At 71.0% G+C, this 26592-nt stretch carries 25 protein-coding genes and 1 pseudogene; 11 read left to right on the top strand and 15 right to left on the bottom strand.

The features are described from left to right. The 3 genes from ACFVTF_RS33930 to ACFVTF_RS33920 form a co-directional block, all read right to left on the bottom strand. Entirely contained in the window at positions 1 to 792 is a 792-nt protein-coding gene (locus ACFVTF_RS33930) for a hypothetical protein (protein ID WP_387817890.1), read from the bottom strand. A 180-nt stretch (positions 793 to 972) separates the two neighbouring features. After that, complete coding sequence (locus ACFVTF_RS33925; protein ID WP_387817889.1) at positions 973 to 2463, bottom strand: ATP-binding protein; 1491 nt, start codon at positions 2461 to 2463, stop codon at positions 973 to 975. After that, positions 2456 to 3130: a response regulator transcription factor gene (locus ACFVTF_RS33920; RefSeq protein WP_387817888.1), complete on the bottom strand. Its 675-nt coding sequence runs from the start codon at positions 3128 to 3130 to the stop codon at positions 2456 to 2458. The genes ACFVTF_RS33925 and ACFVTF_RS33920 overlap by 8 nt, the downstream gene beginning before the upstream one ends. 131 nt (positions 3131 to 3261) lie before the next feature. On the opposite strand from ACFVTF_RS33920, the gene ACFVTF_RS33915 reads away from it, so the two are divergent. Further along, the gene (locus tag ACFVTF_RS33915) at positions 3262 to 4722 is read left to right on the top strand and encodes a DUF2079 domain-containing protein (protein ID WP_387817887.1); all 1461 of its coding nucleotides are present in this window, start codon (positions 3262 to 3264) and stop codon (positions 4720 to 4722) included. A 39-nt stretch (positions 4723 to 4761) separates the two neighbouring features. Here ACFVTF_RS33915 and ACFVTF_RS33910 read toward each other — a convergent pair whose 3' ends face one another. Next, complete coding sequence (locus ACFVTF_RS33910) at positions 4762 to 6270, bottom strand: MFS transporter (RefSeq protein ID WP_387817886.1); 1509 nt, start codon at positions 6268 to 6270, stop codon at positions 4762 to 4764. Between the two features lie 115 nt (positions 6271 to 6385). On the opposite strand from ACFVTF_RS33910, the gene ACFVTF_RS33905 reads away from it, so the two are divergent. Beyond that, the gene (locus tag ACFVTF_RS33905) at positions 6386 to 6931 is read left to right on the top strand and encodes a MarR family winged helix-turn-helix transcriptional regulator (RefSeq protein ID WP_387817885.1); all 546 of its coding nucleotides are present in this window, start codon (positions 6386 to 6388) and stop codon (positions 6929 to 6931) included. Between the two features lie 9 nt (positions 6932 to 6940). On the opposite strand, the gene ACFVTF_RS33900 is transcribed toward ACFVTF_RS33905, so the two are convergent. Both ACFVTF_RS33900 and bla read right to left on the bottom strand, forming a co-directional pair. Continuing rightward, positions 6941 to 8047: an MBL fold metallo-hydrolase gene (locus ACFVTF_RS33900; RefSeq protein WP_387817884.1), complete on the bottom strand. Its 1107-nt coding sequence runs from the start codon at positions 8045 to 8047 to the stop codon at positions 6941 to 6943. Positions 8048 to 8109: 62 nt separating this feature from the next. Then, the gene (bla, locus tag ACFVTF_RS33895) at positions 8110 to 9045 is read right to left on the bottom strand and encodes a class A beta-lactamase (protein ID WP_387817883.1); all 936 of its coding nucleotides are present in this window, start codon (positions 9043 to 9045) and stop codon (positions 8110 to 8112) included. A 115-nt stretch (positions 9046 to 9160) separates the two neighbouring features. Between bla and ACFVTF_RS33890 the strand changes: the two genes are divergently transcribed. Next, positions 9161 to 10108: a LysR family transcriptional regulator gene (locus ACFVTF_RS33890; protein WP_387817882.1), complete on the top strand. Its 948-nt coding sequence runs from the start codon at positions 9161 to 9163 to the stop codon at positions 10106 to 10108. Positions 10109 to 10209: 101 nt separating this feature from the next. Then, positions 10210 to 11097 carry a serine hydrolase gene (locus ACFVTF_RS33885; RefSeq protein WP_387817916.1) on the top strand — a complete coding sequence of 296 codons (888 nt, stop codon included), beginning with the start codon at positions 10210 to 10212 and terminating at the stop codon, positions 11095 to 11097. Positions 11098 to 11131: 34 nt separating this feature from the next. Here the strand turns inward: ACFVTF_RS33885 and ACFVTF_RS33880 are convergent, their stop codons facing one another. Then, entirely contained in the window at positions 11132 to 11623 is a 492-nt protein-coding gene (locus ACFVTF_RS33880; protein ID WP_387817881.1) for a hypothetical protein, read from the bottom strand. 81 nt (positions 11624 to 11704) lie between these two features. On the opposite strand from ACFVTF_RS33880, the gene ACFVTF_RS33875 reads away from it, so the two are divergent. The 4 genes from ACFVTF_RS33875 to ACFVTF_RS33860 all read left to right on the top strand — a co-directional run bounded on the left by ACFVTF_RS33875 (position 11705) and on the right by ACFVTF_RS33860 (position 15183). Continuing rightward, complete coding sequence (locus tag ACFVTF_RS33875; RefSeq protein ID WP_387817880.1) at positions 11705 to 12736, top strand: ferritin-like protein; 1032 nt, start codon at positions 11705 to 11707, stop codon at positions 12734 to 12736. A 58-nt stretch (positions 12737 to 12794) separates the two neighbouring features. Beyond that, the gene (locus ACFVTF_RS33870; protein ID WP_387817879.1) at positions 12795 to 12971 is read left to right on the top strand and encodes a hypothetical protein; all 177 of its coding nucleotides are present in this window, start codon (positions 12795 to 12797) and stop codon (positions 12969 to 12971) included. Between the two features lie 93 nt (positions 12972 to 13064). Further along, the gene (locus tag ACFVTF_RS33865) at positions 13065 to 13211 is read left to right on the top strand and encodes a hypothetical protein (RefSeq protein WP_387817878.1); all 147 of its coding nucleotides are present in this window, start codon (positions 13065 to 13067) and stop codon (positions 13209 to 13211) included. Positions 13212 to 13353: 142 nt separating this feature from the next. Continuing rightward, the gene (locus ACFVTF_RS33860; RefSeq protein WP_387817877.1) at positions 13354 to 15183 is read left to right on the top strand and encodes a prolyl oligopeptidase family serine peptidase; all 1830 of its coding nucleotides are present in this window, start codon (positions 13354 to 13356) and stop codon (positions 15181 to 15183) included. Here ACFVTF_RS33860 and ACFVTF_RS33855 read toward each other — a convergent pair. The 6 genes and pseudogenes from ACFVTF_RS33855 to nhaC all read right to left on the bottom strand — a co-directional run bounded on the left by ACFVTF_RS33855 (position 15161) and on the right by nhaC (position 21684). After that, on the bottom strand, positions 15161 to 15790 hold the full coding sequence (locus ACFVTF_RS33855; RefSeq protein WP_387817876.1) for a hypothetical protein: 630 nt from the start codon (positions 15788 to 15790) through the stop codon (positions 15161 to 15163). The two genes, ACFVTF_RS33860 and ACFVTF_RS33855, sit on opposite strands and share 23 nt — an antisense overlap. Before the next feature lie 124 nt (positions 15791 to 15914). Beyond that, complete coding sequence (locus tag ACFVTF_RS33850; protein WP_387817875.1) at positions 15915 to 16652, bottom strand: transposase; 738 nt, start codon at positions 16650 to 16652, stop codon at positions 15915 to 15917. Positions 16653 to 16729: 77 nt separating this feature from the next. Beyond that, a pseudogene (locus ACFVTF_RS33845) lies at positions 16730 to 16942 on the bottom strand (IS5/IS1182 family transposase); the annotation flags it as partial. Positions 16943 to 17379: 437 nt separating this feature from the next. Further along, a complete protein-coding gene (locus tag ACFVTF_RS33840) occupies positions 17380 to 18642 on the bottom strand; it encodes an arginine deiminase (protein ID WP_387817874.1) in 1263 nt (420 codons plus the stop codon). Positions 18643 to 18710: 68 nt separating this feature from the next. Further along, the gene (locus ACFVTF_RS33835) at positions 18711 to 20168 is read right to left on the bottom strand and encodes a basic amino acid/polyamine antiporter (RefSeq protein WP_387817873.1); all 1458 of its coding nucleotides are present in this window, start codon (positions 20166 to 20168) and stop codon (positions 18711 to 18713) included. A 1-nt stretch (position 20169) separates the two neighbouring features. Beyond that, positions 20170 to 21684, bottom strand: coding sequence for a Na+/H+ antiporter NhaC (nhaC, locus tag ACFVTF_RS33830; protein ID WP_387817872.1), 1515 nt, complete (start codon positions 21682 to 21684; stop codon positions 20170 to 20172). Between the two features lie 634 nt (positions 21685 to 22318). Between nhaC and ACFVTF_RS33825 the strand changes: the two genes are divergently transcribed. Beyond that, positions 22319 to 22591 (top strand): hypothetical protein, encoded by a 273-nt coding sequence (locus ACFVTF_RS33825; RefSeq protein ID WP_387817871.1) that lies wholly within the window; start codon positions 22319 to 22321, stop codon positions 22589 to 22591. A 344-nt stretch (positions 22592 to 22935) separates the two neighbouring features. Here ACFVTF_RS33825 and ACFVTF_RS33820 read toward each other — a convergent pair whose 3' ends face one another. Then, positions 22936 to 23625 carry a response regulator gene (locus tag ACFVTF_RS33820; RefSeq protein WP_387817870.1) on the bottom strand — a complete coding sequence of 230 codons (690 nt, stop codon included), beginning with the start codon at positions 23623 to 23625 and terminating at the stop codon, positions 22936 to 22938. Next, the gene (locus ACFVTF_RS33815; protein WP_387817869.1) at positions 23622 to 24773 is read right to left on the bottom strand and encodes a sensor histidine kinase; all 1152 of its coding nucleotides are present in this window, start codon (positions 24771 to 24773) and stop codon (positions 23622 to 23624) included. The genes ACFVTF_RS33820 and ACFVTF_RS33815 overlap by 4 nt, the downstream gene beginning before the upstream one ends. 167 nt (positions 24774 to 24940) lie before the next feature. Here ACFVTF_RS33815 and ACFVTF_RS33810 point away from each other — a divergent pair, with 167 nt between their 5' ends. Together ACFVTF_RS33810 and ACFVTF_RS33805 are read left to right on the top strand one after the other, a co-directional pair. Beyond that, the gene (locus ACFVTF_RS33810) at positions 24941 to 26131 is read left to right on the top strand and encodes an alpha/beta hydrolase family protein (protein WP_387817868.1); all 1191 of its coding nucleotides are present in this window, start codon (positions 24941 to 24943) and stop codon (positions 26129 to 26131) included. Positions 26132 to 26219: 88 nt separating this feature from the next. Continuing rightward, positions 26220 to 26360: a hypothetical protein gene (locus tag ACFVTF_RS33805; protein WP_387817867.1), complete on the top strand. Its 141-nt coding sequence runs from the start codon at positions 26220 to 26222 to the stop codon at positions 26358 to 26360. The last annotated feature ends 232 nt before the right edge of the window (positions 26361 to 26592 follow it).

The raw sequence follows: 26592 nt of genomic DNA, 5'->3' as shown, positions 1-26592 counted from the left end.
TCACGTGTCGGAACGACGTCGGAGCCGCGTCGTGGCCAGTACTCCCAGGACCATCAGCAAACCGCCGATCGCGATCCCGATGTGCTTCGCGCTCAGCAGGCGGTTGTGCCTGCCTTCGGCCGCCGCGGAGCGCGGAGGAGGGGGGACGGTGGCCCCGGAGCCGGGGCTTGCCGACTCGGACTGGCCGTCCTGGGGACTGTCCGTCGCCTGGGGCGACGGGGAGCCGGACGGGTCGCTCCCGTCGGCGGCTCCGCCCCGGTACAGGAGGGCGCCGTCACCGCGGTCGCGGTCACCGTGGTCACCGTCGTGCCTGTCGATGCAGTGGGTGGCCGGGAAGGAGAAGACCCGTTCGTGGCGGTCGAACGCCTTCACCACGAAGAGCGGGTGCTCCCTGAAGAAGTCGCGAATCTGCCACTCGTACTGGTTGCTGGTCTGGGTGGGGTAGTTCACGTCCAGATACGTTGACGGGGCGAAGTTGTCCCATGGTGCTGCCGGCGACGAGGGCGAGGCCGACGTGGACCCCTGGAGGACGAGAGCCTCCGGCCCGTGCCGGCCGTTCTTCAGGATGACTCTGAAGCTTTGGTCGATGAGGACGACACGGCGGGCGCTGTGGCAGTCACGCGGGGGATTGCGGTCATCGTGTCGCCCCTCCCCCACGCCGTCCCCGTCCTGGATCCACGGGGAGCCGAACGCATGACGTGCGGACGCCTGCGCGGCGACGTCCGCCGACGGAGACGCGAGGGCGATGGCCGCGCCCGCCAGCGACGCTGCGACCCGGGGACGGCGATTCATCCAACGACCTCCATGGGTGTCGAACACGCTGGACCGCCCGCTGGGCGACGCGTCCGAGTCTCAGGAGAAGTTAAGAGGAGTCGACTCGTCACATCGTGAGCCTCCCTGGGGAGCCCTCCTTTTGTCACTCAGCCGCAGCAGTCGGCTGACGGCCCGGTCAAGCGCTGGGCCGGGCGGGGCTCACGGAGTGCGGGCTGGGTGGGCCGGCAGGGGGAGGCGCAGGAGGAAGCGGGCGCCGGCGGGAGAGTCGGCGAGGGTGAGGGTGCCGTGGTGGCGGGTTGCCAGGTCGCGGGCGATGGCGAGGCCGAGCCCGGCGCCGCCGGTGTCGCGGGTGCGGGCCTCGTCGAGGCGGGTGAAGGGGGCGAAGACGCGCTCGCGGTCGGGGGCGGGGATGCCGGGGCCGTCGTCCAGGACTTCGAGAACGACCCAGTGGCCGTCGGGGCCGTGGTCCTCGGCGAGGGTGACGGTGACCCGGTCGGCGGCGTGGCGCAGCGCGTTCTCCAGCAGGTTGCGGAGCAGGCGGTGGAGTTGGGCGGCGTTGCCGGGGACCTCCAGCGGGCGGTCGGCGTGGACGGTGATCCGGCTGGTGCCGTGCGGGAGTTCGGCCGCGACGTCGCGGGCGAGGTCGGTGAGTTCGACCAGGGTGTGGTGGGCCGGTGCGGCGACGGGTGGGCGGGCGAGCAGGAGCAGGTCGTCGGCGAGGTGCTGGAGGCGGACGGTGTCGGCGCGGGCGGCGCGGACGACGGTGGGCCAGTCGGTGCGGTCGGGGTGGGTGAGGGCGACCTCCAGGGAGGTGCGCAGTCCGGCGAGTGGGCTGCGCAGTTCGTGGGAGGCGTCGGCGACGAAGCGGCGCTGGGCGGTGACGGCGTGGTCGAGCTTCTCCAGGGTCTGGTTGGTGGTGGTGGCGAGGTGGGCGATCTCGTCGGCGGTGGGCGCAACGGGGACGCGCCGGTCGAGGTACTGGGCGGTGATGGAGGCCATCTGGGCGCGGATCGCCTCGACCCGGCGCATCGCCTGGGCGGTGACCGCCCAGGCGATGGCGGCCACCAGCAGGACGGCGAAGGGCCCGGCGACCAGCAGCAGCCGTTGGACGGATTCCTGGACGCGTTCGGCGTCCCAGGGCGGTACGACCAGGTAGGCGGTGACGGTGCGCTCGCCCCGGTCGGGTTCGCCGAAGCCGGACAGCAGGGCGCGGCCGTCGATGCCGCCGGCGCTCTGCCCGTACAGGGGGAGGGTGCGGTGGGCCAGACGGTTCGCAGCGCCGGTGGCGGTGGCGGGGGCGTCGAGCGTGAGGGTGCGGGAGACCTGCTCGCCTTCGGGCAGCGGCGTGAGCTGGGCGGCGACCTGGGCACTGAAGGGTTCGAGGTCGGGGCTGACCTCCAGGAGTCGGCCGGAGTCCAGGACGAGGGCGTAGACGCGGTCGCCGAGCAGCAGGCCGCTCGCCGGGACGTGGCCGGTGCGCATGTCCGCGACCGCCACGTCGAGGCGGGCCTGCGCGGCGGCCTTCGCGTCGTCCAACTGGGAGTCGTAGAGGCTGTGGCTGAGCCAGAACGCGCCCGTGGTGAAGGCGGCGGCCGCGGCCAGGCCGGCCGCTGCGGCGGAGCGGGCCCGCAGTGAGCGCAGTGAGCGCAGTGAGCGCAGCAGCCGCGGCGGCCTCGGCGGCCTAACCACGGGAGTCCAGCCGGTAGCCGGTGCCGCGCACGGTGACGATGGAGTTCCGGCCGAACGGGACGTCGATCTTGCGGCGCAGCGCGCTGACGTACACCTCGACGATGTTCGGGTCGCCCTCGTAGCCGCTCTCCCAGACCTGGTCGAGGATGGTGGTCTTGGCGACGACCTCGCCGGGGCGTTCGGCCAGGCACTCCAGGACGGCGTACTCGCGGGGTGTGAGGGCGACCGGGGTGCCGGCGCGGTGGCAGGAGCGGTCGGCGGGGTCGAGGAGCAGGTCGCCGACGGTCAGCGCGGGCGGGCGTTCGGCGCCGCCGCGGCGGACCAGGGCGCGCAGCCGGGCGACCAGGACCGGGTAGGAGAAGGGCTTGGCGAGGTAGTCGTCGGCGCCGGTGTCCAGGGACTCGATCTCGTCGTACTCGCCGTCCTTGGCGGTGAGCATCAGGATCGGGGTGGTGACGCCTTCCTGGCGCAGCTGGGCGCAGACCCGGTACCCGTTGAGGCCGGGGAGCATGACGTCGAGCAGGATCGCCCGGTAGTCGCCGGTGCGCGCGTACCAGAGACCGGAGCGGCCGTCGTGGACGACGTCCACGGTGTAGCCCTCCGCTTCGAGCCCGTCCCGGAGGGCGTCGGCCATCCGGGTCTCGTCCTCCACCACCAGTACGCGCATGCGTCTCAGCATGTCACGGGGGGTGTCGCGGTTCCTGAAGGTGCTTTCAGGCTCCTTCAGCGGATCTTCAGAGGGCGGGGCGGACGCTTCGGGGGTCGCCCCACGTCCGCCCTACCGCGAGGTGAGCCCCCGTGACTCTGACCCTGACCCGCGCACCCCGTGCCACGGTCGCACCCCAGTCCCTGCGGACCAGGCCCGGATCCGGGCCACTGCCCGAGCTGCCTCGGCCGGGCCGGACCGCCCTGCTGCCCTGGGCGCTCGCCGCCGTGCTGTTCGCCGCCTACAGCGCGCTGTCCGTCTCCCGCCATCTGCACCTGCGGACGTCCGGTTTCGACCTGGGGATCTTCGAGCAGGCCATCCGCGGTTACGCCGAGGGCCGCGCGCCGGTCTCCGAGCTGAAGGGGCCGGGCTTCCACCTGCTCGGGGACCACTTCCACCCGATCCTGGCCAGCCTCGCACCGCTCTACCGGGCGTTCCCCTCCCCGCTGACCCTGCTGGTCGCCCAGGCGGCGCTGCTCGCCGTGTCCGCCGTCCCGGTGGCCAGGGTGGCGGCGCGGGCGGTCGGTCCGTGGGCGGGCGCGGGCATCGGCGTGGGGTACGGGCTGTCGGTCGGCCTGCAGCAGACGGTGGCCTTCGACTTCCACGAAGTCGCCTTCGCCGTACCGCTGTTGGCCTTCTCCCTGGAGCTGCTGACGCTGCGGAGGTGGCGCGCGGCCGCGTGGTGCGCGCTGCCGTTGCTGCTCGTGAAGGAGGATCTGGCGGCGACGGTCGTGGCGGTCGGCTGCTACCTGTTCTGGCACGGTCGCCGCCGGCTCGGCGCGGGCGTCGTCGTGCTCGCCACCGCCACCGTGGCGCTGGTGGTGCTGGTCGTCATCCCGGCCCTCAATCCCGACGGCGCCTACACCTACCTCTCCAACGTGGGCGGCCCGGCCGGCGACCCCGTGACCAGGCTGCTCCTGCCCGCGCAGAAGTGGGGGACCGTCGCCGTGCTGCTGGCTCCCACTGCGTTCCTGGCGCTGCGTTCCCCGCTGATCCTGCTCGCGCTCCCCACCCTGGGCTGGCGGTTCTGGTCCACCAACCCCGCCTACTGGGGGACGGGCTTCCACTACGGCGCCGTCCTGATGCCGATCGTCTTCGTCGCCTTCGCCGACGCCCTGGCCCGGCTCCGCGCACGGCACGGCCTGCGGCGGTGGACGGCCTGCGGCCTCGTGGCCGTCGGGCTCGCAGCGACGGTTGCCGCCCTGCCCTTCCGCCCCCTCGCCGAGCTGGCCCGGCCGGCCACCTGGCAGCGCGACGCGACGGCCGAGGCCGTGCGCGGGGTGCTGCGGGTGATCCCGGACGGTGCGCAGGTGGCTGCCGCCAACGCTCTCGCGCCCCAACTCACCGACCGCACCCGGGTTTTCCTCTTCCCGTACTACCCCGGAGGCCCGGGCGCGAAGCCCGACTGGGTCGCGGCCCCCGACCACCCGAAGGACGGCCTCTTCCCCGCCGGTCAGGAGGCCGACGCCCTTCGCGCGCTCCCCGCCGCCGGCTACCGTCCCGTCGCGAGCGCCGGCGGCGTCACCGTCTACCGCCTCGACACGCGGGCGTGACGGCTTCGGACCCGCCCGTCGCGGCGCGGCTCCCCGGCGTCAGACGGCGAGGTGCCTGGCGCCGGGGTCGGTGGCGGCCCCGGTGGCGGTCTCGGGGGTGGCGCCGTGCTGCTCCTCGTCGGGGCGGGCCTCCTTGGGCAGGAGGAAGGTGATGGCGAGGAACGCCACCAGCAGGCACGCCTGGGCGATCAGCGCGTGGTGGAAGCCGGTGGTGAAGTCGCCGGCCTTGACCTGGTCGAAGAAGACCGAGCCGAAGACGGCGACGCCGATGGAGCCGCCGACGGCCTGGACCGCGGTCAGGACTCCGGACGCGGAGCCGATCTCGTGGTCGTCGACGGCGGCGAGGATGAAGCTGAACAGGGCGGCGATCACCATGCCGGCGCCGATGCCCGCCACGACGGTGCCGGGAACGATGTCCCAGATGGAGAAGGTGGCGGCGTCGAGGCCGTCGAGTTCGAACCACAGCGCGGCGGCACCGGCGAGCTGGACCAGCGGTCCGATCTGGAGCACGCCGCGGCCGATCCTGTTCACGAGGAAGGCGCCGCTGACGGCGCCGCCGATCGCGGTGCCCACCGCGAGGGGCAGGTTGCCCAGTCCCGCCTCACCCGCGGTGAAGTGCCTGCCGATCTGGAGGTAGAGGGTCAGGACGAGCTGGGTGCCGATCATCCCGCCGAAGAACAGGGCGATGCCGCCGAGCCCGACGGTGAAGGCGGGCTTGCGGAGCAGGGCGGGGGTCACCAGCGGTTCGCGGCCCGCGGCGGCCGTTCGGCGCTGCTGAAGGGCGAACAGGGCGAAGCCGATCACGGAGGCGGCCATGCTCAGCCAGGTCCACAGCGGCCAGCCGTCCTCCTGGCCCTGGTTCAGCGGCAGCACGAGCAGGGCGCACGCGGCCACGATCAGGGCCGCGCCGGTGATGTCGACCCGTACCGTGCGACTGCCCGCCTTGTCGGGGACGAACTTCGCGGCGACGATCAGGGCCGCGAGTCCGATGGGCAGGTTGATCAGGAACACCGATCGCCAGCCGAGGCCGAAGAAGTCGCCCTCGATGAGGAAGCCGCCCAGGACCGGGCCGATGATGCCGCCCAGACCGAGGACGGGCCCGAAGACCGCGAAGACCTTGGTGAGCTCGGGGCCGGAGAAGTTCTCCCGCAGCAGGCCCAGGCCCTGGGGCAGCAGCAGCGCCCCGGCGGTGCCCTGCAACAGACGGAAGACGATCAACGACTCGATGTTCGGCGCGAGCGCGCACAGCAGCGAGCTCACGGTGAAGGCGGCCAGGCCGACCAGGAACATCCGGCGCCGGCCGTACCGGTCGCCGAGGCGGCCGCCGAGGACCAGGCCGGCGCCCAGGGTGAGGGCGTAGCCGCCGATGACCCATTGCAGCCCGACGGGGCCGGAGCCGAGGGATTCCTCCAGGCCAGGGCCGGCGACGTTGACGATCGAAGCGTCCAGGAGGTCCATGATCTCGGCCGTGATCATGACCGCCAGGATCAGCCACCGCCATCGGTAGGGCTCGGTGGCGGTGCCGAGGGTGGGGGCAGGGGCGGACACGAGCAGATACCTCCATGGTGAAGTAATTTCACAGTGAAGGTAAAATGGTGGAGGTAGGTTGTCAACCTGGAATGCCGGTGTGACCGCGCGGCGGACGACAAGGGTGGAGGGTCCCGTGGAAGAGGCCAAGCGCGACGAGCTCGCGGAACAGCGCGACAAGGTCGCGGAACAGCGCGAGCGGCTGACCGAGGCGCTGAGGATCTACGGCACCCACTACACGGAGCTCGGCCGACGCTTCGCCGCCTGGCTCGGCCTGCACTCCACCGACGCCGTCGCGCTGCTCCAGATCACCGCCGCCGAGGAGCGCGGAACCCCCCTCTCACCGGCACGGCTCAGCGAGCGGATCTCCCTGTCCACGGGCGCGACCACCGCACTCCTCAACCGCCTCGAAGCCGCGGGACACATCACCCGCGCCCGTGAACACACCGACCGGCGCATCATCACCCTGCGCGGCGGAGGGCACATCCGGGAACGGGCGGAGGAGTTCTTCGACCCGGTCGCCCACCGCCTCGACGCCGCGATGTCGAACTACCCGCCCCGGCTCCTGGAGCAGTTCGAAGCGCTCATGGCCGACCTGAACACCGCCTTGGACACCCACCTCGGGGAACAGGACACGAAGTCGCCGCACTCCCCCAGCCCCTCCGCCCCCGGGCGGGCATGATCCGGACGGTCAGCAGCAGGTGCGCGGCGCCGCGACGGCCCGGGCCGTCGGCACCTCGACGTCGGCGATCCGGCCACGCAGCATCGCGTCCATCACCGCCATGTACCGCTGCGTCCGGGGGCCGCCGAGGAGGAAGGGGTTCGCGGCACCGGGCGGCTGCCGGCGCATTTGTTCGACGCGTTCGAGGCCGTAATCGTTCGGGTGGTTGGAGAGCTCGACCTCCACGTTCGACCGGCGCATCACGGCCCGGAAGGCCTGGACGGAGGCGAGGAAGGTGCGCAGCTCCTCCACCGTCGAGGGCGGGTTGAGGCCGCCCCACAGCATCGCGCTGTGGTGCCGACGGCCGGCCCGGACGGGGATGACCGGGGAGACGGTGCCGGAGGTGTGGCCCGGGGTGTGGTGCAGCTCGATCGTCGTGCCGCCGAGCGTCAGCTGCTCGCCGTCCGCGATGTCGAGGTCCCGGGCGGGGGCGTCGGCCGGGCGGGTGCGGGCGAGGAGGTCCCAGTCGGCCGGGGACATGTGCACGCGAGCGCCGTAGCGGTCGGCGAGGGTCTGCGCGCCGCCGAAGTGGTCCGAGTGGCCGTGGGTGAGGACGACGTGCTTGATCGCCGCCGGATCGGCTCCGACCGCGCGCAGCCCGGGGACGATGATGCCGTCGGCGTCGGCCGGGGAGGTGAGTGCGTCGATCAGCACGATGCCGTCGTCCGTCAGCACCGCCATCGCGGAGACCCAGCCCGCGCTCAGGAGCACGAGGTTGTCGAACAGCTTGACGGGCGCCGGCGCGGGCAGGTCGGGAAGGTCGGAGCCGGGGGTCAGCGCCGTCACCAGGGCGCGCAGCACGGGGTCGTCGCCGGCGAGGCGGCGGGCGCGGTCGTAGTGCGGGCGGGAGGCGGACGGCGGACCCGCGGCGGCGGAGGCCGACGGCGTACTCACGGAGGCGGAGGCCGGAGCCGGAGCCGAGGCCGGGGCGGAGGCGGAGGCCGGGGCGGAGGCGGAGGCCGGGGCCGAGGCGGCGATCGGCGCGGCTCCGGCGGCGATGCCCAGGACGGCGAGCTGGGCGAAGCGCCGTCTGGTGAAGTCGGCGTCCGTGGCGGTCCGGCGGGTGGGGTGGATCACGGCGGTCGGGGCTCCTGGTCGTCGGGCTCTTGCTGGTCAGGGCTCTTGGTGGTCGGGGGTGTTCAGCCGAGGGCGCCGACGACGGTCTTCGTCGCCTGGGCGATCAGCGCGTCGTCGGAGGTGGCGTCGGCCTTGCCGCGGTCGGACAGGACGACGATCACGACCGGGCTCCGGCCGCCGGAGGGCCACGCGACGGCGACGTCGTTGCGGGTGCCGTAGCCGCCGTTGCCGGTCTTGTCGCCGACCTTCCAGTCGGCGGGCACGCCCGCGCGGATGTACGGGGCACCCGTGGTGTTGCCGACGAGCCAGTCGGTCAGCAGTCCGCGCCGGTCCTCCGCGAGGACGTCGCCCAGGACGTAGCGGCGCAGGTCGGCGGCGAAGGCGCTGGGGGTGCTGGTGTCGCGGGTGTCGCCCGGGGTCGCCTCGTTGAGGGTGGGCTCGGTGCGGTCGACGCTGGTGGTCGGGTCCCCGAGGTCGCGCAGCGACTGCTGGACGGCCGCCGGGCCGCCGAGCTCGGCCATGACGAGGTTGGCGGCGGTGTTGTCGCTGTACTGGATCGCGGCGGCGGCCAGATCACGCACCTTCATCCCGGTGGCGACGTGCTTCGAGGTGATCGGCGCCCATGACAGGACGTCCTCCTGGCGGTACGAGACCACCTTGTCCAGCTCCGCGTCGGAGGCCTTGCGCAGGAGGGCGCCGGCGGCGAGCGACTTGATCGTGGACGCGTACGCGAACCGCTCGTCGGCCCGGTAGGAGATCTCCCGGCCGCTGCCGGTGTCCACCGCGAACACACCGAGGCGGGCGCCGAACTGCTGCTCAAGTCCCTTGAAGGAAGCGCTCGTCGTATCCGCCGCAGGCATCGCGCTGGATACCGGAGCGGGCGCGCCGGCAGCCGCATGGCTACTGGGTCCCGCAGAGCCGCACCCGCTCAGCAGGGCGGCCGCGAGCAGGGCCACGGCGGGCAGCGCGGTACGGGGGCGGCGAAGGGCAGGCGTCATCGGTGGTCTCCCAGGTGGTTCGGTTGATCACCCTCAGCTAAACAGGCCGTCGGGCCATCAGTCCAAGACCACTATGGTGAAGAGATCGATAAGAGAATGCCTATGATTGCTGGCCATGGACCTGTTGGGGCACCTACGCCACTTCCGCGCCGTCGCCGAGGACCGGCACTTCGGCCGCGCCGCCGAGCGCCTGCGGATCGCCCAGCCCTCGCTCTCCCAGCGGATCAAACGTCTGGAGCACGAGCTCGGCGTGACCCTGTTCGACCGCGGCCCGCGCGGAGTCGAGCTCACCCCGGCGGGCCTGCTGCTGCTCGCGGAGGCGAAGGAGGTGCTGGAGAGCACCGCCCGCCTCCTCGCCACCGCCGCCGACCTGCGCACCGGCCGGGTGGGCACCCTGCGCGCGGCCGTGCCGCCCGAACTGGGGCCGGCCGTCCTTGCCGCGCTGCTCACCGGCTTCGAGAGCGCCTCCCCCGGCACCCGGCTCGAACTGCGGGAACTGCCGGTCGCGGTCATGGCCCGCGAACTCGCCCAGCACACCGTGGACGTCGCCGTCGTCCGCCACCCGTGCCCGGCCGCCGGGCTGGCGTTCGGGCCGGTCCTGCACCAGCCGCTCGGCGTCCTGCTCGCCGCCGGGAGCCCGGACGCCGACCGCCCGGAGCTGGCCGTGGCCGAACTGACCGGCCGGCGCCTGGTGTTCTTCCCCCGCGCCACCGCCCCCGCGCTCTACGACGAGATGCTCACCACCCTGACCCGGCACGGCTGCACGCCCGAGGCCGTCGTCGACCCGCCCGGCCCGGACGTCGCGGGCGCACTCGTGCTCACCGGCAGCGCCGTCGCCCTGGTGCCACGCACCACGCCGCCACCGGGTACAGTCTGGCGTCCGCTGACCGGCACCCCGCTGGCCTGGCGCACCTCCACGGCCTGGCCGACCGGGAGCGGCGGCCCCGCCGTCCGGCTGTTCGCCGAGGCCGCCCACCAGGCGCTGACCGAACACGGCGGCCTGCTGCCCCAGCCGCCCAACCCCCCGCTCTTCCCCCGGCCCGCAATGGAGTTCCCGCTGTGACCAGCGACCGCGCCCACGGCAACCGCGCATCCGGCGACCGCCCCGCCGACGTCCGCACCGCCGGCAACCGCCCCGCCGGCGTCCGCACCGCACGCGCCCGCATCGCCGCCGCCTTCGCCGACGCCGGCGTCAGCGGCCGGCTGCACGTCCGCGACCTCGACACCGGCACCGAGATCGCCCTCGACGCCGACACCCCGGTCAGCACCTCCAGCGTCCACAAGCTCTGCCTCCTGGTCACGCTCTTCCGCGAGGCCGCCGCCGGCCGGATCGACCTCACCCGACAGATGGAGATCCCCGCCACCGGCCGCACCTCCGGCGGCACCGGCCTGGCCGCCATGCTCGACGCCGCCCGGCTCTCCCTGCGCGACCTCGCCTACCTGACCGTCGCCGTCAGCGACAACGCCGCCGCGGACATCCTCTGGGACGAGATCGGCCTCGACACCGTCAACCGCACCATGGCCGACCTCGGCCTGACCCGCACCGTCGCCGTCCACAAGCTCCGCGACCTCATCGCCGCCCTCGCCGAGGACACCGGCCGCGACTCCCCCGTCGACCCCGCCGTCGTCGCCCGCCTCAGAGTCCTCGACCCCACCTTCACCAACCGCAGCACCGCCCGCGACATGACCACCCTGCTCGCCGCCCTCTGGCACGGCGACGCCTGCCCCGGCGAACACGGCGCCGCCCTCCGCCGCCTGCTCGGCCTCCAGGTCTGGCCGCACCGCCTCGCCTCCGGCTTCCCCTACGACGACGTCCGCGTCCACGGGAAGACCGGCACCCTCCCGACGCTGCGCCACGAGGTCGGCGTCGTCGAATACCCCGACGGCGGCCGCTACGCCCTCGCCATCTTCACCCGTGCCGCCGCCACCACCATCACCCTCCCCGCCGCCGACGCCGCCATCGGCACCACCGCCCGCCTCGCCGTCGACGCCCTGCGCGCGATGGCTGCAGGGCGGGGCGACGGCCCGTCAGCAGCTCAACAGGTCCGGTGACCTGCGAGGACGCGCAACAAGCTCAGCTGGTGGTTCAACTCCCGGCGCCCTGCTGAACGCTGTAGTTCAGGATGATGGTGGTGTCATCGGCGGTGGTGTACTCCAGGGTGCCGTCGCCGCTGATGGTCCGGTAGGCGCCGGTGCCGCCGAGATCCAGGGCTACCCGGGCGACCGCCTCCCCGCCCCCGAACTCCCCGGCCTTCCCCTGAAGCCGCGCGGACGCACGCGCTGACCTGCCGTTTTGCAGGGCGGGAAGCCGGCCACAGGACCAGCCCAGGCGCAGCTCGATGTCGGCGAGGTCGGGTGCGTCGTCGCCGTAGTCGGCGACGGTCTCCTCCAGCTCGTCGGGCTGCTCGCGGAGCGCGTCGGGGTCGAGCAGGAGGCCGTTGGTGAACTCTCTGCGGGGCTGTCTTGGGACTCTACGCCGAAGGGTTTCTTCACTCGTCTGTCCGCTTGCCGCGATCTCGACCTGGGAACGATCGCAGGCGCACTCGACGGCGTGCAGAGGCGCGCTGAGTTGCCTCAACCGGCCTCGGAGCTTCTTCTCGGACTTCGCCTGCGTTGACCGGGCCTGCCCGCCGATTCCACCGAACGAACGGGAATCACCGTGACCACCTTCGCCACCAAGCCGATGCCGATCGCCGAGCTGATGGGGATCCCCAAGGCCGATCACGACCTGAAGTGGATCAAGGACAGTTTGCAGTCCGCCATCGCCCTGGAGTTGTCGACCCTGCCGCCCTACCTGTGCGGCATGTGGTCCATCAAGACCGGGAACTCCGAAGCCGAGGCGGTGATCAAGAGCGTCGTCCACGACGAGATGTACCACATGGGGATGGCGTGCAACATGCTGTCCGCGATCGGTGGGACGCCGCAGGTCCTCGCCGCGGCCCCGACATATCCCGGCAAGCTGCCGGGCAACGTGCGGCCGACGATCGACGTGTACCTCCAGGGGCTGACCCAGACGTACGTCCGGGAGGTCTTCATGGAGATCGAGATGCCCGAGAATCCGCTCGCGCCCCTGTACGAGGAGTGGGTCACGATCGGCAAGTTCTACGACGCGGTGCGGGACGCGTTCAACGACGTCAAACCGCCCATCGGGTCGGGCCATCAGATGGAGACGCGGATCGGCAGGAACACGCTGGAGAAGTTCACCTCGGTCGACCAGATCACAAAGGCGATCGACGTGATCAAGGAGCAGGGAGAGGGCACCAGTCACCTCCCCGACGACCCCACCGCCGGCGGACGGCTGGCCCACTACTACGGCTTCGGCGAGATCTGGAAGGGGCGCAGGCTGGTGCCCACCTCCAGCGGTCCTACAGCGTACGACTGGGTCGGCGATCCGGTCCCCTTCCCCGAGACGTACCCCATGGGCAGGCTCACGGCGGAGCGCTGGCCCAACCCCACGGAGAAGGTCCAGGGACTCCTCACCGCCTTCAACGACAAGTACACCGAGATGCTCGGCCTCCTGGAGAAGGCATGGCGGGAGGGAGACAGCAACGCGCTGAACCAGTCGATCGGTGCGATGTTCGCACTGAAACCGGCTGCGCAGGCGCTGATGGCCGAGCCCCTGCCGGATGACAGCGCACACGTGTACGGGCCCGAGTTCCTCATCCACCCCGATCACCCCAAGCACGGCTGACCCAGACGATGCCGCCGCACACCGCCAGGGTGCGGCTCGGTTGGCGGGCGCACTCGTCGTGGTTCGCCCACGACGCTTAGCGCCCGTCCCCGCCCTCAAGGCAGCGCTCCAGGACGCCCGCCTCTGCCCGGCCATCGCCGACCGGATCGCCTTCCGCTGCAACCTCATTCAAACCGGCACCGAGTCCTACCGCTACCAGGCCACCCAGGAGACCCTCTTCCCGTCGCAGAAATGACGGCTCGGGCACGATCTCGCCGTCCTCACGGCTCCGGTGAAGGCGTACTACAGGACGGCGATAGTGAAGCTGCCGACGACGGGGTGGCCGTTGTTGAGAGTCACCACGGTGATGGCGTCCCGGCGGTTGTTGCACGACGACGAAATGCCCACCGACCTGCGCCCGTTGATCTACCACACCCGCAAGGCGGCCGAGAGCATCAGCGAGCTGACCGCGAGCCCGATCGCGGCCGCCATGTAGCCCCGAAGGCTGCGGAGCCGGCCCAGCGCTGCCGCCTGTGAATGGAAGCGGGCGGCAGCGCTGAGGTTTCCGGCAAGCCTCCCAGTCTCTCGCCGAGTTCGGACCGGGCGTCCGAACGTCGTGTACCGGTCACTTTGCGGCGGTGGCACACTTACCGGCGCGATTCGGCAGGATCCCTTCCATGAGGTCTCAGGACACAGGGCTGTCACCCGCGTGGATTGCGCGGAAAGTTGTCGCGTACGACGAACTCCAGTCTGTGGCAGGCTCGCTGTGGTGGCTGCAGTCCGACCCCGACCACGGCGGGGTCCGGCGCGTGATGTGTTCGGAGCTCACTGGCAAGGCCTTCGCGGTGACGCCATCCGACTTCTCCGTCGGGAGTCAGCTCCATGCTTACGGTGGTGGCAGCTTCGCTGTGGTGGAGGGCGGGGTGTGGTGCGTCGGTGACGACGGCTCCCTCTTCCGCCAATCGCTCGGCCGCGCACCGGACAGGATCGTGCCCGTCCGTGGCTCTGAGCATTTCGGGGACCTCGCTCCGGGCCCGAACGGCAGTGTCTTCACGGTTCGTGGCGACAGCGCTGCGGACGAGATCGTCGCCGTGTCACCGGTCGGAGACGTTCAGGTCCTGGTTCGCTCCTCCGAGTTCCTCTCCTGCCCTCGGCTCGCAGAAGACACCCTGGCGTACCTGGAGTGGAACCGAGACCAGATGCCATGGGACAGCTGCCACCTCCTGCTGGCCGGCATCCGGTCCGGCCGCCCCGGAGCGGGCCGGGTCGTGGCGGGCAGTTCCTCGGAGTCTGTGGTCCAGCCGTCCTGGGGGCCGGACGGGTCGCTGTACTTCATGTCCGACCGAACGGGCTGGTGGAACCTCTACCGGCTTCGCGACGACATGGTGACGGCGGTCCTGCCCACCGATGCGGACTGCGCGCCGGCGCCCTGGGAAGCGGGCTACCAGTCGTACGGATTCGCCTCTGACGGCACCGTCGTGCTGACCGTACTGGACGGGTTCTCCACCGAGCTCGTCACCGTCGGTCCCGCAGGAGGCCGACGTCGGCTCGGCCCGAACCTCACCTCGGTGAAGCCGTACATCGCGGTCGACGACAACCGACTCGCCGTAATCGGCTCCACCCCGTCGTCCGCCCCGGGTCCGTGGTCGCTCGACCTCACGGCACACGCCGACGCCCCGGCCGTCCCGATGGTCACTGGGTCCGAGTCCGCCCCGCCCTGGACGCCCATCCCGCCCTCGATCGACACCGCCCGGAGTGGGGACAGCCGTGTGTACTTCCTGCTCCACCGACCGGCAGGGACGGTGGCCCCCGCGCCGCTCGTGGTGCGCGCGCACCCCGGTCCGACGGACGATGTGCCCCTGCGGCTGGACTGGACGACCCAGTACTTCGTCAGCCACGGATTCGCCGTCGCCGAAGTCCTCTACCGGGGCAGCACCGGCCGAGGCCGTACGTTCCGGCAAGTGCTGCACGGCCACTGGGGCGAGTACGACGTCGACGACTGCGCCGCGGTGGCCGAGCACCTGCGCTCGACCGGCGTGGCAGTGCCCGGGGCGATGTTCATCAGCGGCGCGAGCGCCGGCGGGTACACGGCGCTCCAGGCGGCAAGTCATTCCGGGCCGTTCGCCGGCGCGACGGCCACCTCGGCCATCATCGACCCCGCACAGTGGGAGCTGTCCGTCCCGGAGTTCCAACGTCCCCACGCAGCCGTGCTGCGGGGGCCTGCCGGCGCAGTGGTGCCGGATCGGATCCGCTGCCCCGTGCTGGTGATCCACGGAACCGCTGACACGATCACGTCCGCCAAGGAGGCCATGCAGTTCGCCCAGAACCTGGCCGCCCTCGGCGATGGCCACGACAGCCTACTGCTGGACGACGGCGACCACTACCTGTCGGCGCCCGCCGCCCGCGAACAAGCCCTCCGCGCCGAACTCGCCTTCTACCACCGCCTCATGAACCACCCGAAAGCGTGACAGCCATGCCGTCGGCTTCGGGTAGCACGACCCGGGCGAACTCGCGGAGTTCCCGGGCCGGGGCGCAGCCGGCGTGCGCCTTCAAGTCGACCAAGACACCGGCCACCCGCTCGATGCACCGGCCTGACCCCGTCCTGGCAGCGTAGGCGACGGCGTCCCGGCCGGCCGCGCACGCCCGGTCGAGGTCCCCGGTGCGTAGCCAGGTGGCGGCGAGCAGGGCGGCATCGATCGCGCGCCGGCGGACCCGGTCCTCACCCACCCCGGCGAGGGCCTCGGCGAGTTGGCTCCTCGCGGCCGGGGCGCGACCGAGATCGTGAAGGCAGTGGGCGACCTCGTCCGCGAGGTAGGCGTGATTGAAGTAGCGGATCCAGGCGGGTTCGTCCTCGTGGTAAGCGGTGTCGAGCAGCTTCTCAGCCTGGATGATCAGCTTGGTCGCCTCGGACTCCCGGCGCATCCTGGCATTCGCGCGAGCCACGACGGCGGTGATGGCAGCCCGGATTGCCGGGCTCGCGGCGGTTCCGATCGCTACCTGGGCCGAGGCCGCCCAGCGCAGGGCGGTCTCCGGCTCGCCGCAGTGCAGCGCGAGGTGCCCGAGGTTCACCGCCACGAGGTAGTAGTGCTTTGTTAGGTGATGTCATAGGGCTGCCATGGGGTGGGTTGTCGGCATGTGGGGCAGTGGCCGGTCCAGGTGGCGATGAGGTGTTGGAGGAGGTCCAGGGCCTGGCCGAAGGTCAGGCCCTGGCCTGGGCTTTTGGGAGGGCCCGCTGTTCGGTGAGGAACAGGTGGGCGGCGCTGGCGAGGGTGACGTGGCGGTGCCAGCCGGTGTAGGAGCGGCCCTCGAAGTGGTCCAGGCCCAGGCGGGTCTTCAGCTCGCGGTAGTCGTGTTCGATCCGCCAGCGTGACTTCGCCAGCCGGATGAGGTCCTTGGCGGGGATGTCGGCGGGCAGGTTCGATATCCAGTACTTGACCGGCTCTGCCTCGTTCTCCGGCCACTGGGCGATCAGCCAGGTGAGCGGGATCGTGCCGTCGGCGGCCGGTTTGGGGCGGCGTCCGGCGAGGCGGACCCGCAGGAGCACGAAGTGCGAGCTCATCGCCGCTTTCGAGCCCTTGCGCCAGGTCACGCTCCGCCCGGCCCCGCGTCCGGCGGCCAGCACGTGCTCGCGCAAGGAGACCGGGCGGGTGCGGTAGCGCGGCAACAGCCGCGGCCCCAGACCGCCGTAGGGCGGCCGGTGAGGTTCAGCGTCCTCGACCGGCCAGGTCGAGGACGTCATGAACTGCTGCAACCCCTGATGGTCGACCCCGAGCCGCTCGGCCATCGGCTGCATCGACTTGCGCCGGCCCTCCAGCAACAGCCCCCGCAGATACAGCCAGCCCTTGACCCGCTGGTCACACCGGGCCAAGGGCGCGAACACCTCAGCCGCGAACTCCTCCAACCGACCCCGCCACAACGCCAACTCCCCAGCCCTCATACGACCGGAGAACTACCGACCACACGATGCGACAAGCCTCCTAACAAAGCACTACTAGGGCTCGTATTTGGTTGTGATCAAGTGGTGGTCCGGGTGAGGGCTTTGATCCGGATGATCGAGGCGCGGAGGTGGAGGCCGGCAAGGTAGCTGTCGGGCGTCTTGTCATAGCGGGTGGCGATGCCTCGCCAGGCCTTCAGCTTGTTGATCAGGCGCTCGACGGTGTTGCGCTCCTTGTAGAGGTCGACGTCGTGGCTGACGGGCCGGCCGCCCCGGCTGTCCTTCTCAGGACGGCAGCTCCCAGGCTCCGCCCCAGGTCCCGGCAGAACATCAGGTGCGCGGTCGCGATGCCCGCCCGCCCCAGTCCACTGCGGCGCCGTGCCTCGGACTACACGCGCCTGACCGAGCTGTACGCCCTGGTGGACGACCTCTCAACCGGGCAGCGGCGCCCTGACCGCTGCTGAGCAGTAGTTCCCCGGTGTCCGGCACCAGATCCAGCACATCTGCGACGTGCTCGGCTCGCGGCGTCGGTTCTCGGCGGCCGGTCGCTCGGCCGGCGGAGTCCACAGCAGGCGACGCATCCGGTGCAGCATCCCGGGCTGGGCCCGGTCCGGACCTACGCGGCGATCGCGTCGGGACCGGCCGGTGCGCTGAGTCGTCACACTCCTCGTCCTCGCCCTTGTCCCGGTCCGCCTGTCGTGGTCGGTGGCGCGGTGTGGGTCCGCGGGGGTCAGAAGGCGACGGGGTCGCGGACGATGGGGCAGGTCATGCAGTGGCCCCCGCCCCGTCCGCGACCCAGCTCCGCGCCGACGATGGTGATCACCTCGACGCCGGCCTTGCGCAGTAGCGTGTTGGTCTGGGTGTTGCGGTCATAGGTGAAGACCACCCCCGGCTCCAGGGCGACCGCGTTGTTGCCGCTGTCCCACTGCTGGCGCTCGGAAGCGTAGACATCCCCGCCGGTCTCGATCACACGCAGTCCGGGCAGGCCCAGAGCCTCGGCCACCACGTCGGTGAAGGCGCGCGAGCCCTCGTCGGTGACCTCGACCCCGGGCGCCTTGTCGCTGGGGCGCAGGGAGAAGGTGTGCACCGAGTTCATGATGGTCGGGTAGAGGGTGACGATGTCGCGGTCCGCGAAGGTGAAGACGGTGTCCAGATGCATCGCGGCGCGAAGTTTGGGCATGCCGGCGACCACCACGTGCTCGGCCGCCCCTTGGGCGAAGAGCGCGGCGGCGACCTGGGTGATGGCCTGCCGGGAGGTGCGTTCGCTCATGCCCATCAGAACCACTCCCCCTCCTACCGGCATGATGTCGCCGCCTTCGAGGGTGGCCTGCCCCCAGTCCTGCTCCGGGTCCCCCCACCACACCGTGGAGCCGGCGAAGTCCGGGTGGAAGGTGTAGATCGCCTTCATCAGCAGGGTCTCGTCGTGCCGCGCGGGCCAGTACAGCGGGTTGAGGGTGAGACCGCCGTACAGCCAGCAGGTGGTGTCCCGGGTGTACAGGGTGTTGGGCAGCGGAGGCATGAGGTATTCGCGCACCCCGGTGGACTCCCGGGCCAGCGCGACATAGCCGGGCCGCAGCTCTTCGGGCAGGTCGGCGGTAGCCAGTCCGCCGATCAGAAACTCGGCCAGCGCGGAGGGTTCGAGCGACTCCAGGAAGGTGCGGGTGGGATCGACCAGACCGAGGCCGACCTCGTTCGGCACGATCTTGCGGTCGAGCAGCCAGTCCCTGGCTTCGCCGTTCGCCATGGTCTCGGCGAGCAGGTCATGCAGCTCGACCACTTCGACGCCGCGGGTACGCAGCTTGTTGACGAAATCGGCGTGGTCGCGCTGGGCGTTCTCCACCCACAGCACATCGTCGAAGAGCAGGTCGTCGGCGTTGCTCGGGGTGAGCCTGCGGTGGGCCAGCCCGGGACGGCAGACCAGCACCTTGCGGAGCCGGCCCACCTCCGAGTGCACACCGTGGCTCGGAGAGGCAGGAACGCTCGGGTTTGTCATGGTGCTTCCCTTTCCATGCTGATGGTCCAGAAGGGCTGGGCGACTACAGGTGGCGTGCTCAGGGCCGGTCAGATGCTGATCCAGCCCAGCGACAGGGCGATGACACCCATGACCGCGCCAGCTACCGCGACCGCGAGGATCACCAGCTCGCGTCCGGAGAACAAACGGCGCCCCTGCTCCCGCCGAGCCATCACGAACAAGACGGTGGCCGGGGCGTAGATGATGAAGGACACGAGGACGTACTTCAGACCCGCCGAGTAGATCAGGAACGCGGTGTAGAGAGTGGCCAGCGCTGCGATGGCCAGCTCCCGCACCCGGATACCGCCGCGCACCGCCTCGGAGCCCGGGGCCCAGGCGATGCGGACCGCGTAGGCCGCCGCGAGCAAGAACGGGATCAGGCTGAGCGCGCTGGTCAGCTCAAGGGCAAAGTTGAAGGCGTCGTCGGAGAAGAGGGTGACGATCAGCACCAGCTGGGACAGCAGCGTCGTCATCAACAGCGCCGGCACCGGGACGTCCGCCTTCGTGGCGCGGCGCAGAAAACGCGGCATGTCGTCGTCCTTGGCCGCCACGAAGAGCACCTCGGCCGCCATCAGCGTCCAGGCCAGATAGGCGCCCAGCACGGAGACGATCAGCCCGACGCTGACGAAGACCTTGCCCCAGGTGCCCACGGCGCTCTCCAGAACCCCGGCCATGGACGGCTGCCGCAGCTCGGAGATCTGAGCCATCGGCAGCAGGCCGTAGGAAACGATGGTCACCGAGGCGAAGACGGCGAAGACACTGAGGAAGCCCAGCACGGTCGCCCTGCCGACGTCCTCACGCCGCTTGGCGTGTCGGGAGTAGACACTGGCCCCCTCCACGCCGAGAAAGGTGAAGACCGTGACCAGCATCGTGCCCCGCACCTGGTGGAAGAGTGAGCCGGCGTAGTCGGCCCCGGCGAAGTTCTCCGCGAAGACGTGCGGCTTGAGGTAGAACAGCGCCAGGACGACGAAGACCAGGATCGGCACCACCTTTGCTACGGTGACGACCCGGTTGATCGCCGCGGCCTCCTTGACGCCCCGCCGGATCAGCAGGAAGAAGGCCCACAGCCCCACGGTCGACAGCGCCGTCGCCAACAGGGTGTTGCCCTCCCCCAGCGCGGGCCAGATCGCGCCGATGGTCGACATGATCAGCACCCAGTAGGTCACATTGCCCACACAGGCGCTGGCCCAGTAGCCGACGGCGGCGAAGAAGCCGAGATACTCGCCGAATCCGGCCTTGGCGTACGCGTACACCCCGGAGTCCAGAGCGGGCTTGCGGACCGCCAAGGTCTGGAAGACGAAGGCGAGCATCAGTATGCCGGTGCCGGCGATCGCCCAGGCGACCAGCGCCCCGGCCACCCCGGTCTCCTGGGCGAAACGACTGGGCAGCGAGAAGACCCCGGCGCCCACCATCGAGCCGACGACCATCGCGGTCATCGTCGTCATCGTCAACTTCGCCGCAGGTTGCGCTCCTTCGGCTGCGGCGGGGGCCGCGTCAGTTGTGCTCACGTCATCCTTCCTCAGTACTGCTCCGGCCCGGGTCGGGCGCGGTGGTCTTTTCAATGCGGAAGCCCGTGATCCCGTAGAGCACGCTGAGGGCAGGGCTCGCCCAGTTGAAGATGGCGAAGGGCGCGTAGGACAGGGTGGCCACACCGAGGACGGCGCCCATGAACGCCCCGCAGGAGTTCCAGGGCACCAGGGCGGAGGTGACCGTGCCGCTGTCAGCGGCCAGGCGGGACAGGTTGGTGGGCGCGAGTCCGCGCCGGGCGAACTCGAGGCGGAAGACACGGGCCGGCAGTACGAGGGCGATGTACTGGTCACCGGCCACGACATTGAGTCCGAAGGCGCAGGCGAACACGGTCAGGTATAGCCGTCCCCGGCTCTTGGCCGCGCGGATCAGCGGGTGCACCAGCCGATTGATCAGGCCGAACTCCTCCAGCAGGGCGCCGAACGTGACAGCCCCGATGATCAGCCAGATAGTGGGCAGCATGCTGTCCATGCCGCCGCGGGACAGCAGCCGGTCGATGTCCCCGATCCCCGAGTGGATGGAGAAGCCGTTGGCCATGGCCCGCCAGATGCCCTTGATCGAGCCCAGGAACGGGTTGTGCGACGAGCCCCCGACGAAGTCCTTCATGACTGAGGGCTGGAGAAAGGCTCCCAGAATCCCGGCGAACAGCGTGGAGGCTGTCAGCGCCAGAGGGGCCGGCGTCTTACGGATCGACAAGAAGCCCAGCAGCAACAGCGGCAGCAGATTCAACGGTGTGATGTGGTAGATGTGCCCGAGACTGCTGAGCTCAATATCCTTGCCCACCGGGTTGTGCACCTCAGGCCCCCGCACCAGGCCGATCACGAGGAAGGCGACGAAGGCGGCGACGAACGCCGGAATCGATGTCCACGCCTGGCGTTTGACATGCTGATAGAGGTCGACCCCGACCAACTGCGCGGTCAGCACCGTGGTCTCGGACAGCGGCGAGAGCTTGTCCCCGAGGTAGGCGCCGGAGATGACCGCGCCCGCAGTGATCGCGGGCGAGACGCCGAGCATCGTCGCGACGCCGACCAGGCCGACGCCGACGGTCCCGGCCGTGGTCCACGAACTGCCGATACTGAGCGCGATCACTCCGCAGATCAGCGCGGTGGCAGCGTAGTACCAGCTCGGCGACAGGATCTGGATGCCGTAGTACACCAGGGTGGGAATGGTCCCCGATAGGTTCCACACCCCGATCAGCGCACCGACAGCGAGCAGGATGAACAACGCACCGGTGATCGAGGTCAACGCCCCCTGCGCGGCGCGCTCAACCCCATGCCAGTCGTGCCGGTTCTTCATGGCGATCAACGCCGCCGCCATGACACACAGCACCAGGGCGACCTGGACCGGACCGTCCAGGGCATCCAGTCCGAACAGCGCCAGCGAACCGGCGATCAGTACGGCGAGCAGGACCAGCGGGGCAATCGCATCCACCAGCGACGGCTCACGAGGGGAAGCCTGCTCAGGCTCCTTGTCCTCTGCACCCGGAGTCTCACTCATGGTGTGCCCACCAGGACCTACCTCCTACGCCGCCCGCACGGTGGCGCTAAACGCTAGCAATGAAATGTGCTTTATCGTGCGCATCTACCTTTTTGACGTGTTGACCTGAAGGCCGAGCAGCCCCGAACATCCCCAGTCCGCGTGGGCAGTCACGGAAGCCTCGGCGAAGACCTCGGGGACAAGGCTCCGTGCAGCGGCAGGAACTCATTCGCGACCATGGCACGATCGATACGGATCCTCGTCTATTGCAGATGGTTTTCTGCGCGCCACGCCGGAGCGCTGCGCGCGGGCAACTGCCTGACGACAGATCTGATGACAGCTTGTAGATATCTTCTATCGCTTTCCGGGCCATGACGTGGTGTTCAGCGCCCCGCACGGGAACGTAGGACATCTCCCGGACCCGGGCAGTCTGGGCGGTAGACCTGCCCTGGGCGAGGATCTCCTGAGTGCCAGAGCTGGAAGCGCGCACCCATGTCCAGGGACAGTGGGATCTCCCCGGGGTGTGAGGTCCCAGGTGATCTTGGACAGATTGGCGCCAGGACATCGTTGACGGTCCCAGGACATGGCTGTCCGGCCGCACCGAGGTGCGGCCGGTGCGAGGAACGTACGGCTCGGCTCAGGCTAGATTCTCCGGGTGACCGATATCGACCCGCTGGTTCCCGCCCTCGCCGGACTTCTCATTGACAACCTCTGGTTCCTCGACAGCTGTGATGAGGACGAGGTGGATTCCGACTCTGCGGTGAGGGTACTGGAGAGCGCCGCCTCGGCACTCAAGGGACTGCCGCCCGAGCAGCTCGACCGGTTCCTGTTGGTGATCGGGAATCTGACCGAAGCCGAGACCGATCCCGGTCGGCGTGAGTTCATGGAGGCGTTCCCCTTCGCCTGCGGACTGGTCGAGGAAGTCTGAGCGAGTCGAGGTGCCGCAGCGACGCCGGGGCGAGCGCGCACTGGCCGGCCTTCCACTCCTCGGTGTATGTCCCGAAATTCATCGCACCGTACTTGCGGTTGCGCTCGGCCTTGAACGCCCACCGACCTGCGCGTCGGGCGATCGTGCCCACAGCCGCCGGCTCACTCACCGGGCCCTATCCCGTAATCGGTGGCAACGAAGCGTGATAGGCGTCGTTGCAGATCATGTGAGATGCCAACGAGCCTGTGGAAAGAGCCGCCGACACTGTCCGGTGCGTTGCCCCCCACCACCGCCACCCACCAGCGCCACCTCGATTCGGGTCCACCGTCCCAGTCGGGGAGGCGTCAGCCCGTGGACGGGAGGCTCCCACCTGCGGTGACCACGCCGGTCTCATAGGCGATGACGACCAGCTGGGCCCGGTCATGGGCGTGGAGCTTGGCCAGCAGCCGCCGGACGTGTGTCTTGACGGTCGCGATGCTCAGCCCCAGATGCTCGGCGATCACGCGGTTGGGCAGTCCCCGGGCCACCAGTCGGAGAACTTCCCGTTCCCGTGGGGTCAGGCCCGCCAGCTCCCGGGCAAGCCGCGGGCGCGGCTCGTGGCGTCCGGCGAACTCGCGGATCAGACGGCGGGTGACCGAGGGCGCGAGCAGGGCGTCGCCGGAGGCGACCACCCGCAAGGCTGTCAGCAGGTCGGCGGGGAGGATGTCCTTCAGGAGGAATCCGCTGGCTCCGCCGCGGAGTGCCGCGTACACGTACTCGTCCAGGTCGAACGTGGTCAGGACCAGCACACGGGTGCCGACGGCGTCCGGGTCCGCGCAGATGCGCCGGGTGGCCTCCAGACCGTCCATGCCCGGCATCCGGATGTCCATCAGCACGACGTCGGGCCGTAGCCGCAGGGCGAGTTCGACGGCCTGCTCGCCGCTGACGGCCTCGCCCGCGACGGCGAGGTCCGGCACGCTCTCGATGAGCAGGCGGAAGCCCGCCCGCAACAGCGCCTGGTCATCGGCGATCAGGACCCGGACCGGCCGGTTCACCGTGCTGTCTCCGATCCGCAGGGCAGCCGCGCGTGCACCCGGAATCCGCCCGTCGGCAGGGGGCCGGCGGAGAGGGTCCCGCCGCACATGGCCGCCCGCTCCCGCATCCCGATGAGTCCGTGCCCGCCGCCAGGACGCCGGGACGGGAGCCGGGACGGGAGCCGGGACGGGAGCCGGGACGGCGCGTCGTTGACGACCTCGATCTCGACCGCCTCGGGACCCACCCGGGACAGGTTCACCCGGCAGTCCGCCGATCCCGCGTGCCTGACGACATTGGTGAGGGCTTCCTGAACGATCCGGTAGACCGCCAGTTCCACACCCGGGGGGAGCGGTGGATCCGGGTCGACGGACAGCTCCACGCGCGGGCCCGCGCCGTCCGCGAGCGCGGGCAGGTCCGCCAGACCGGGGGCGGACCCCAACTCGGCTCCGTCACCGGGTGATCGCAGAACGCCGAGCATCCGGCGCATCTCGGTGAGCGCCGTCCGGCCCGCTGTCCCGACCAGTGCGAGGGTCCGCTCGGCCTCCTGCGGGTTGGTGGAGGCCACCGCACAGGCCACCTCGGCCCGTACCGCGATGACCGTCAGATGGTGGGCCACCACGTCGTGGAGCTCGCGGGCGATCCGCAGGCGCTCGTCCGTCACGGCCTGCCGGGCGGCGAGTTCCGCGTACGAACGCTGCTCTCTCAGCGCGGTGCCCACCAGCCAGGGCAGGGTCATCATCAAGGACGCGAAGACGACGCCCCACGCGACCCCGGAGGCCGGGACCGGTCGCGGTACGAGGGCCATGGCCGCCGCGACGGCGCCCAGCGAGCAGCCGAGCGCCGCCGCGGACCGGCGTGGCGGTTCCCGCACCGCCACCGAGTACAGGGCGACCCCGACGGGGACCCAGGACTCCTCCCATCCGGTGAACGCCATGGCGAAGACCGCTCCGGCCAGGACCGTGTACAGAACCCGGACGGGCCGTCTACGCCGTACCGCGACCGGCAGCCAGACCACCGCCGCCACGGCTCCCGCGCCCCAGCCACCGCTGCGCGTCTCGCTCGCGCCGAACCCCAGGGCGAGGAACACGGCCGCGACCGTGTCCACGCCGTGCCACTGTCCGTCCCGCAGACGTCTGGCCACCAGCGGCCGTGACTCCCCGTCGCCCATGCCGGCCACGCTATCCACACAGGTGCCCGGGGCCCGTCAGCCCGGAGGACGTCATCTCCTGGGCTGAGTCATCCGCGCGGCCGATGCCCGTCATACCCTCCTGGGCTGACACCGGGTTCCTCCCCGGGGGCGAAGCCGCCGAGCTCACCGGGCGGAACAGTGGAACCATGAATCGGAGAACACTGCTGTCCTCGTCCGCGGCACTGGCCGCCGCCCTGATCCCGGGTCCGCTCGCGCCGGTGGCCGTCGCACGACCGAGGCAGGCGGAACCTGTGCGGTTCCAACTGCCCGCCCCGAACGGACCGTACCCGCTGGGTACGATCGCGCTGCACCTGGCCGACACCACGCGGCCGGACCCCTGGGTGCCCTCCCGCCCCTGCCGTGAGCTGATGATCAGCATCTGGTACCCCGCCCGCGGCTGCGCGGACCGCCCCACCGTTCCCTGGATGCCTCCGGCGGCGGCCGACCGGTACCTGAGCCTCCTCGGCCTGCCTCCCGGCCGGGTACGACTGGGAGGCACCCACGGCCACGAGGGCGCTCCCGTCGGCGGCCCACCCGGCCCCCTGCCCGTCGTGCTCTACTCTCCCGGCGCCGACGCGTCACGGTCGTTCGGCACCGGCATCGCGGAAGACCTCGCCAGTCACGGCTTCGTGGTGGTCACCGTCGACCACACCTACGACGCGGCGGCGGTCGCCTTCCCCGGTGGACGCGTCGAGACGAATCCGCTGGGCGGGATCAGCGACTACGCCAAGGCCCTCGCGGTCCGTACCGACGACATCCGCTTCGTCCTGGACCGGCTCGCCGTCCTCCGCGCGGGTGGCCACCCCGGCGTCTGCCGCACCCCGCTGCCCACAGGCATCCGCGGGGCGCTCGACCCGCGGCGCGTCGGAATGCTCGGCCACTCCCTGGGCGGCGCCACCACCGCCGCGACGATGCTCACCGACGGGCGGATCACGGCGGGAATGAGCCTGGACGGGGGCGCGGCGGGCCCGGTGGTGGACGCCGGGCTCGACCGTCCGTTCCTGGTCGTGGACACCCCCGGCAAGGGCGGCATGGAGAGCAACCCCGCCCTGCGCGCGTTCTGGTCGCATCTACGCGGCTGGCGCCTGCACCTGACCGTACGGGGAGCCGCGCACCAGTCGTTCGGCGACGATGTGCTGCTCCTGCCGCTGATCGCCCCTCTCCTGGGCATGTCACCGCCCGATCTGGAGGACGAGGTCGGGACGATTCCCGGGCACCGGGCACAGGCGTTCCAACGCGCCTACCCGCGCGCCTTCTTCGACCTCCACCTCCGCGACCAGGGGCGGCTGCTCGACGGTCCCTCCCCCGACTTCCCCGAGGTCGACTACGCCCGGTGAACGCCTTGGCGCCGGTCCCGCCCGGCAGGGCTCCGAGGTACCACGCCGGGGCGTTCACCGGGCGGAGTCCGGCGAGGGAGGGTCGTCGGTGTCCTCGGCTTCGCAGGGAGGATCGTGCTCCGTCGCTGCGATCGGCGCCGCCACCGCGACCGGCGCTGCGGTGACCGGCACGTACGCGGTGTGCGCCGCAGGGCTGTTCGCCCTCGGCGGCGGCGCACTGGCCGCCTAACGCACCGTGCGCTCCACCGAGAACCGGGCCGACCAAGCCGTCCTCGAACGCCTGCGGCGCGAACCCGATCTCACGCCTGAGAGGCCCGCCGCCGACCTCGGCCTGCGCCCGGCCGCCGTCCGGCTCGGCCTTCACCAGCTGGCCACCGCCCGCCAGCTCCCCCCGACAGCCCCGCCCGATTTGGGATGGTGACCGGATGTAACCGAGTGCCCCGGTTGGCGAGGCTGAGCGC

Source organism: Kitasatospora sp. NPDC057940, from assembly GCF_042887425.1.
GTDB lineage: Bacteria > Actinomycetota > Actinomycetes > Streptomycetales > Streptomycetaceae > Kitasatospora.
The sequence above is the reverse complement of the archived record's forward strand: the minus strand, read 5'-3'. Positions and strand labels throughout refer to the sequence as shown.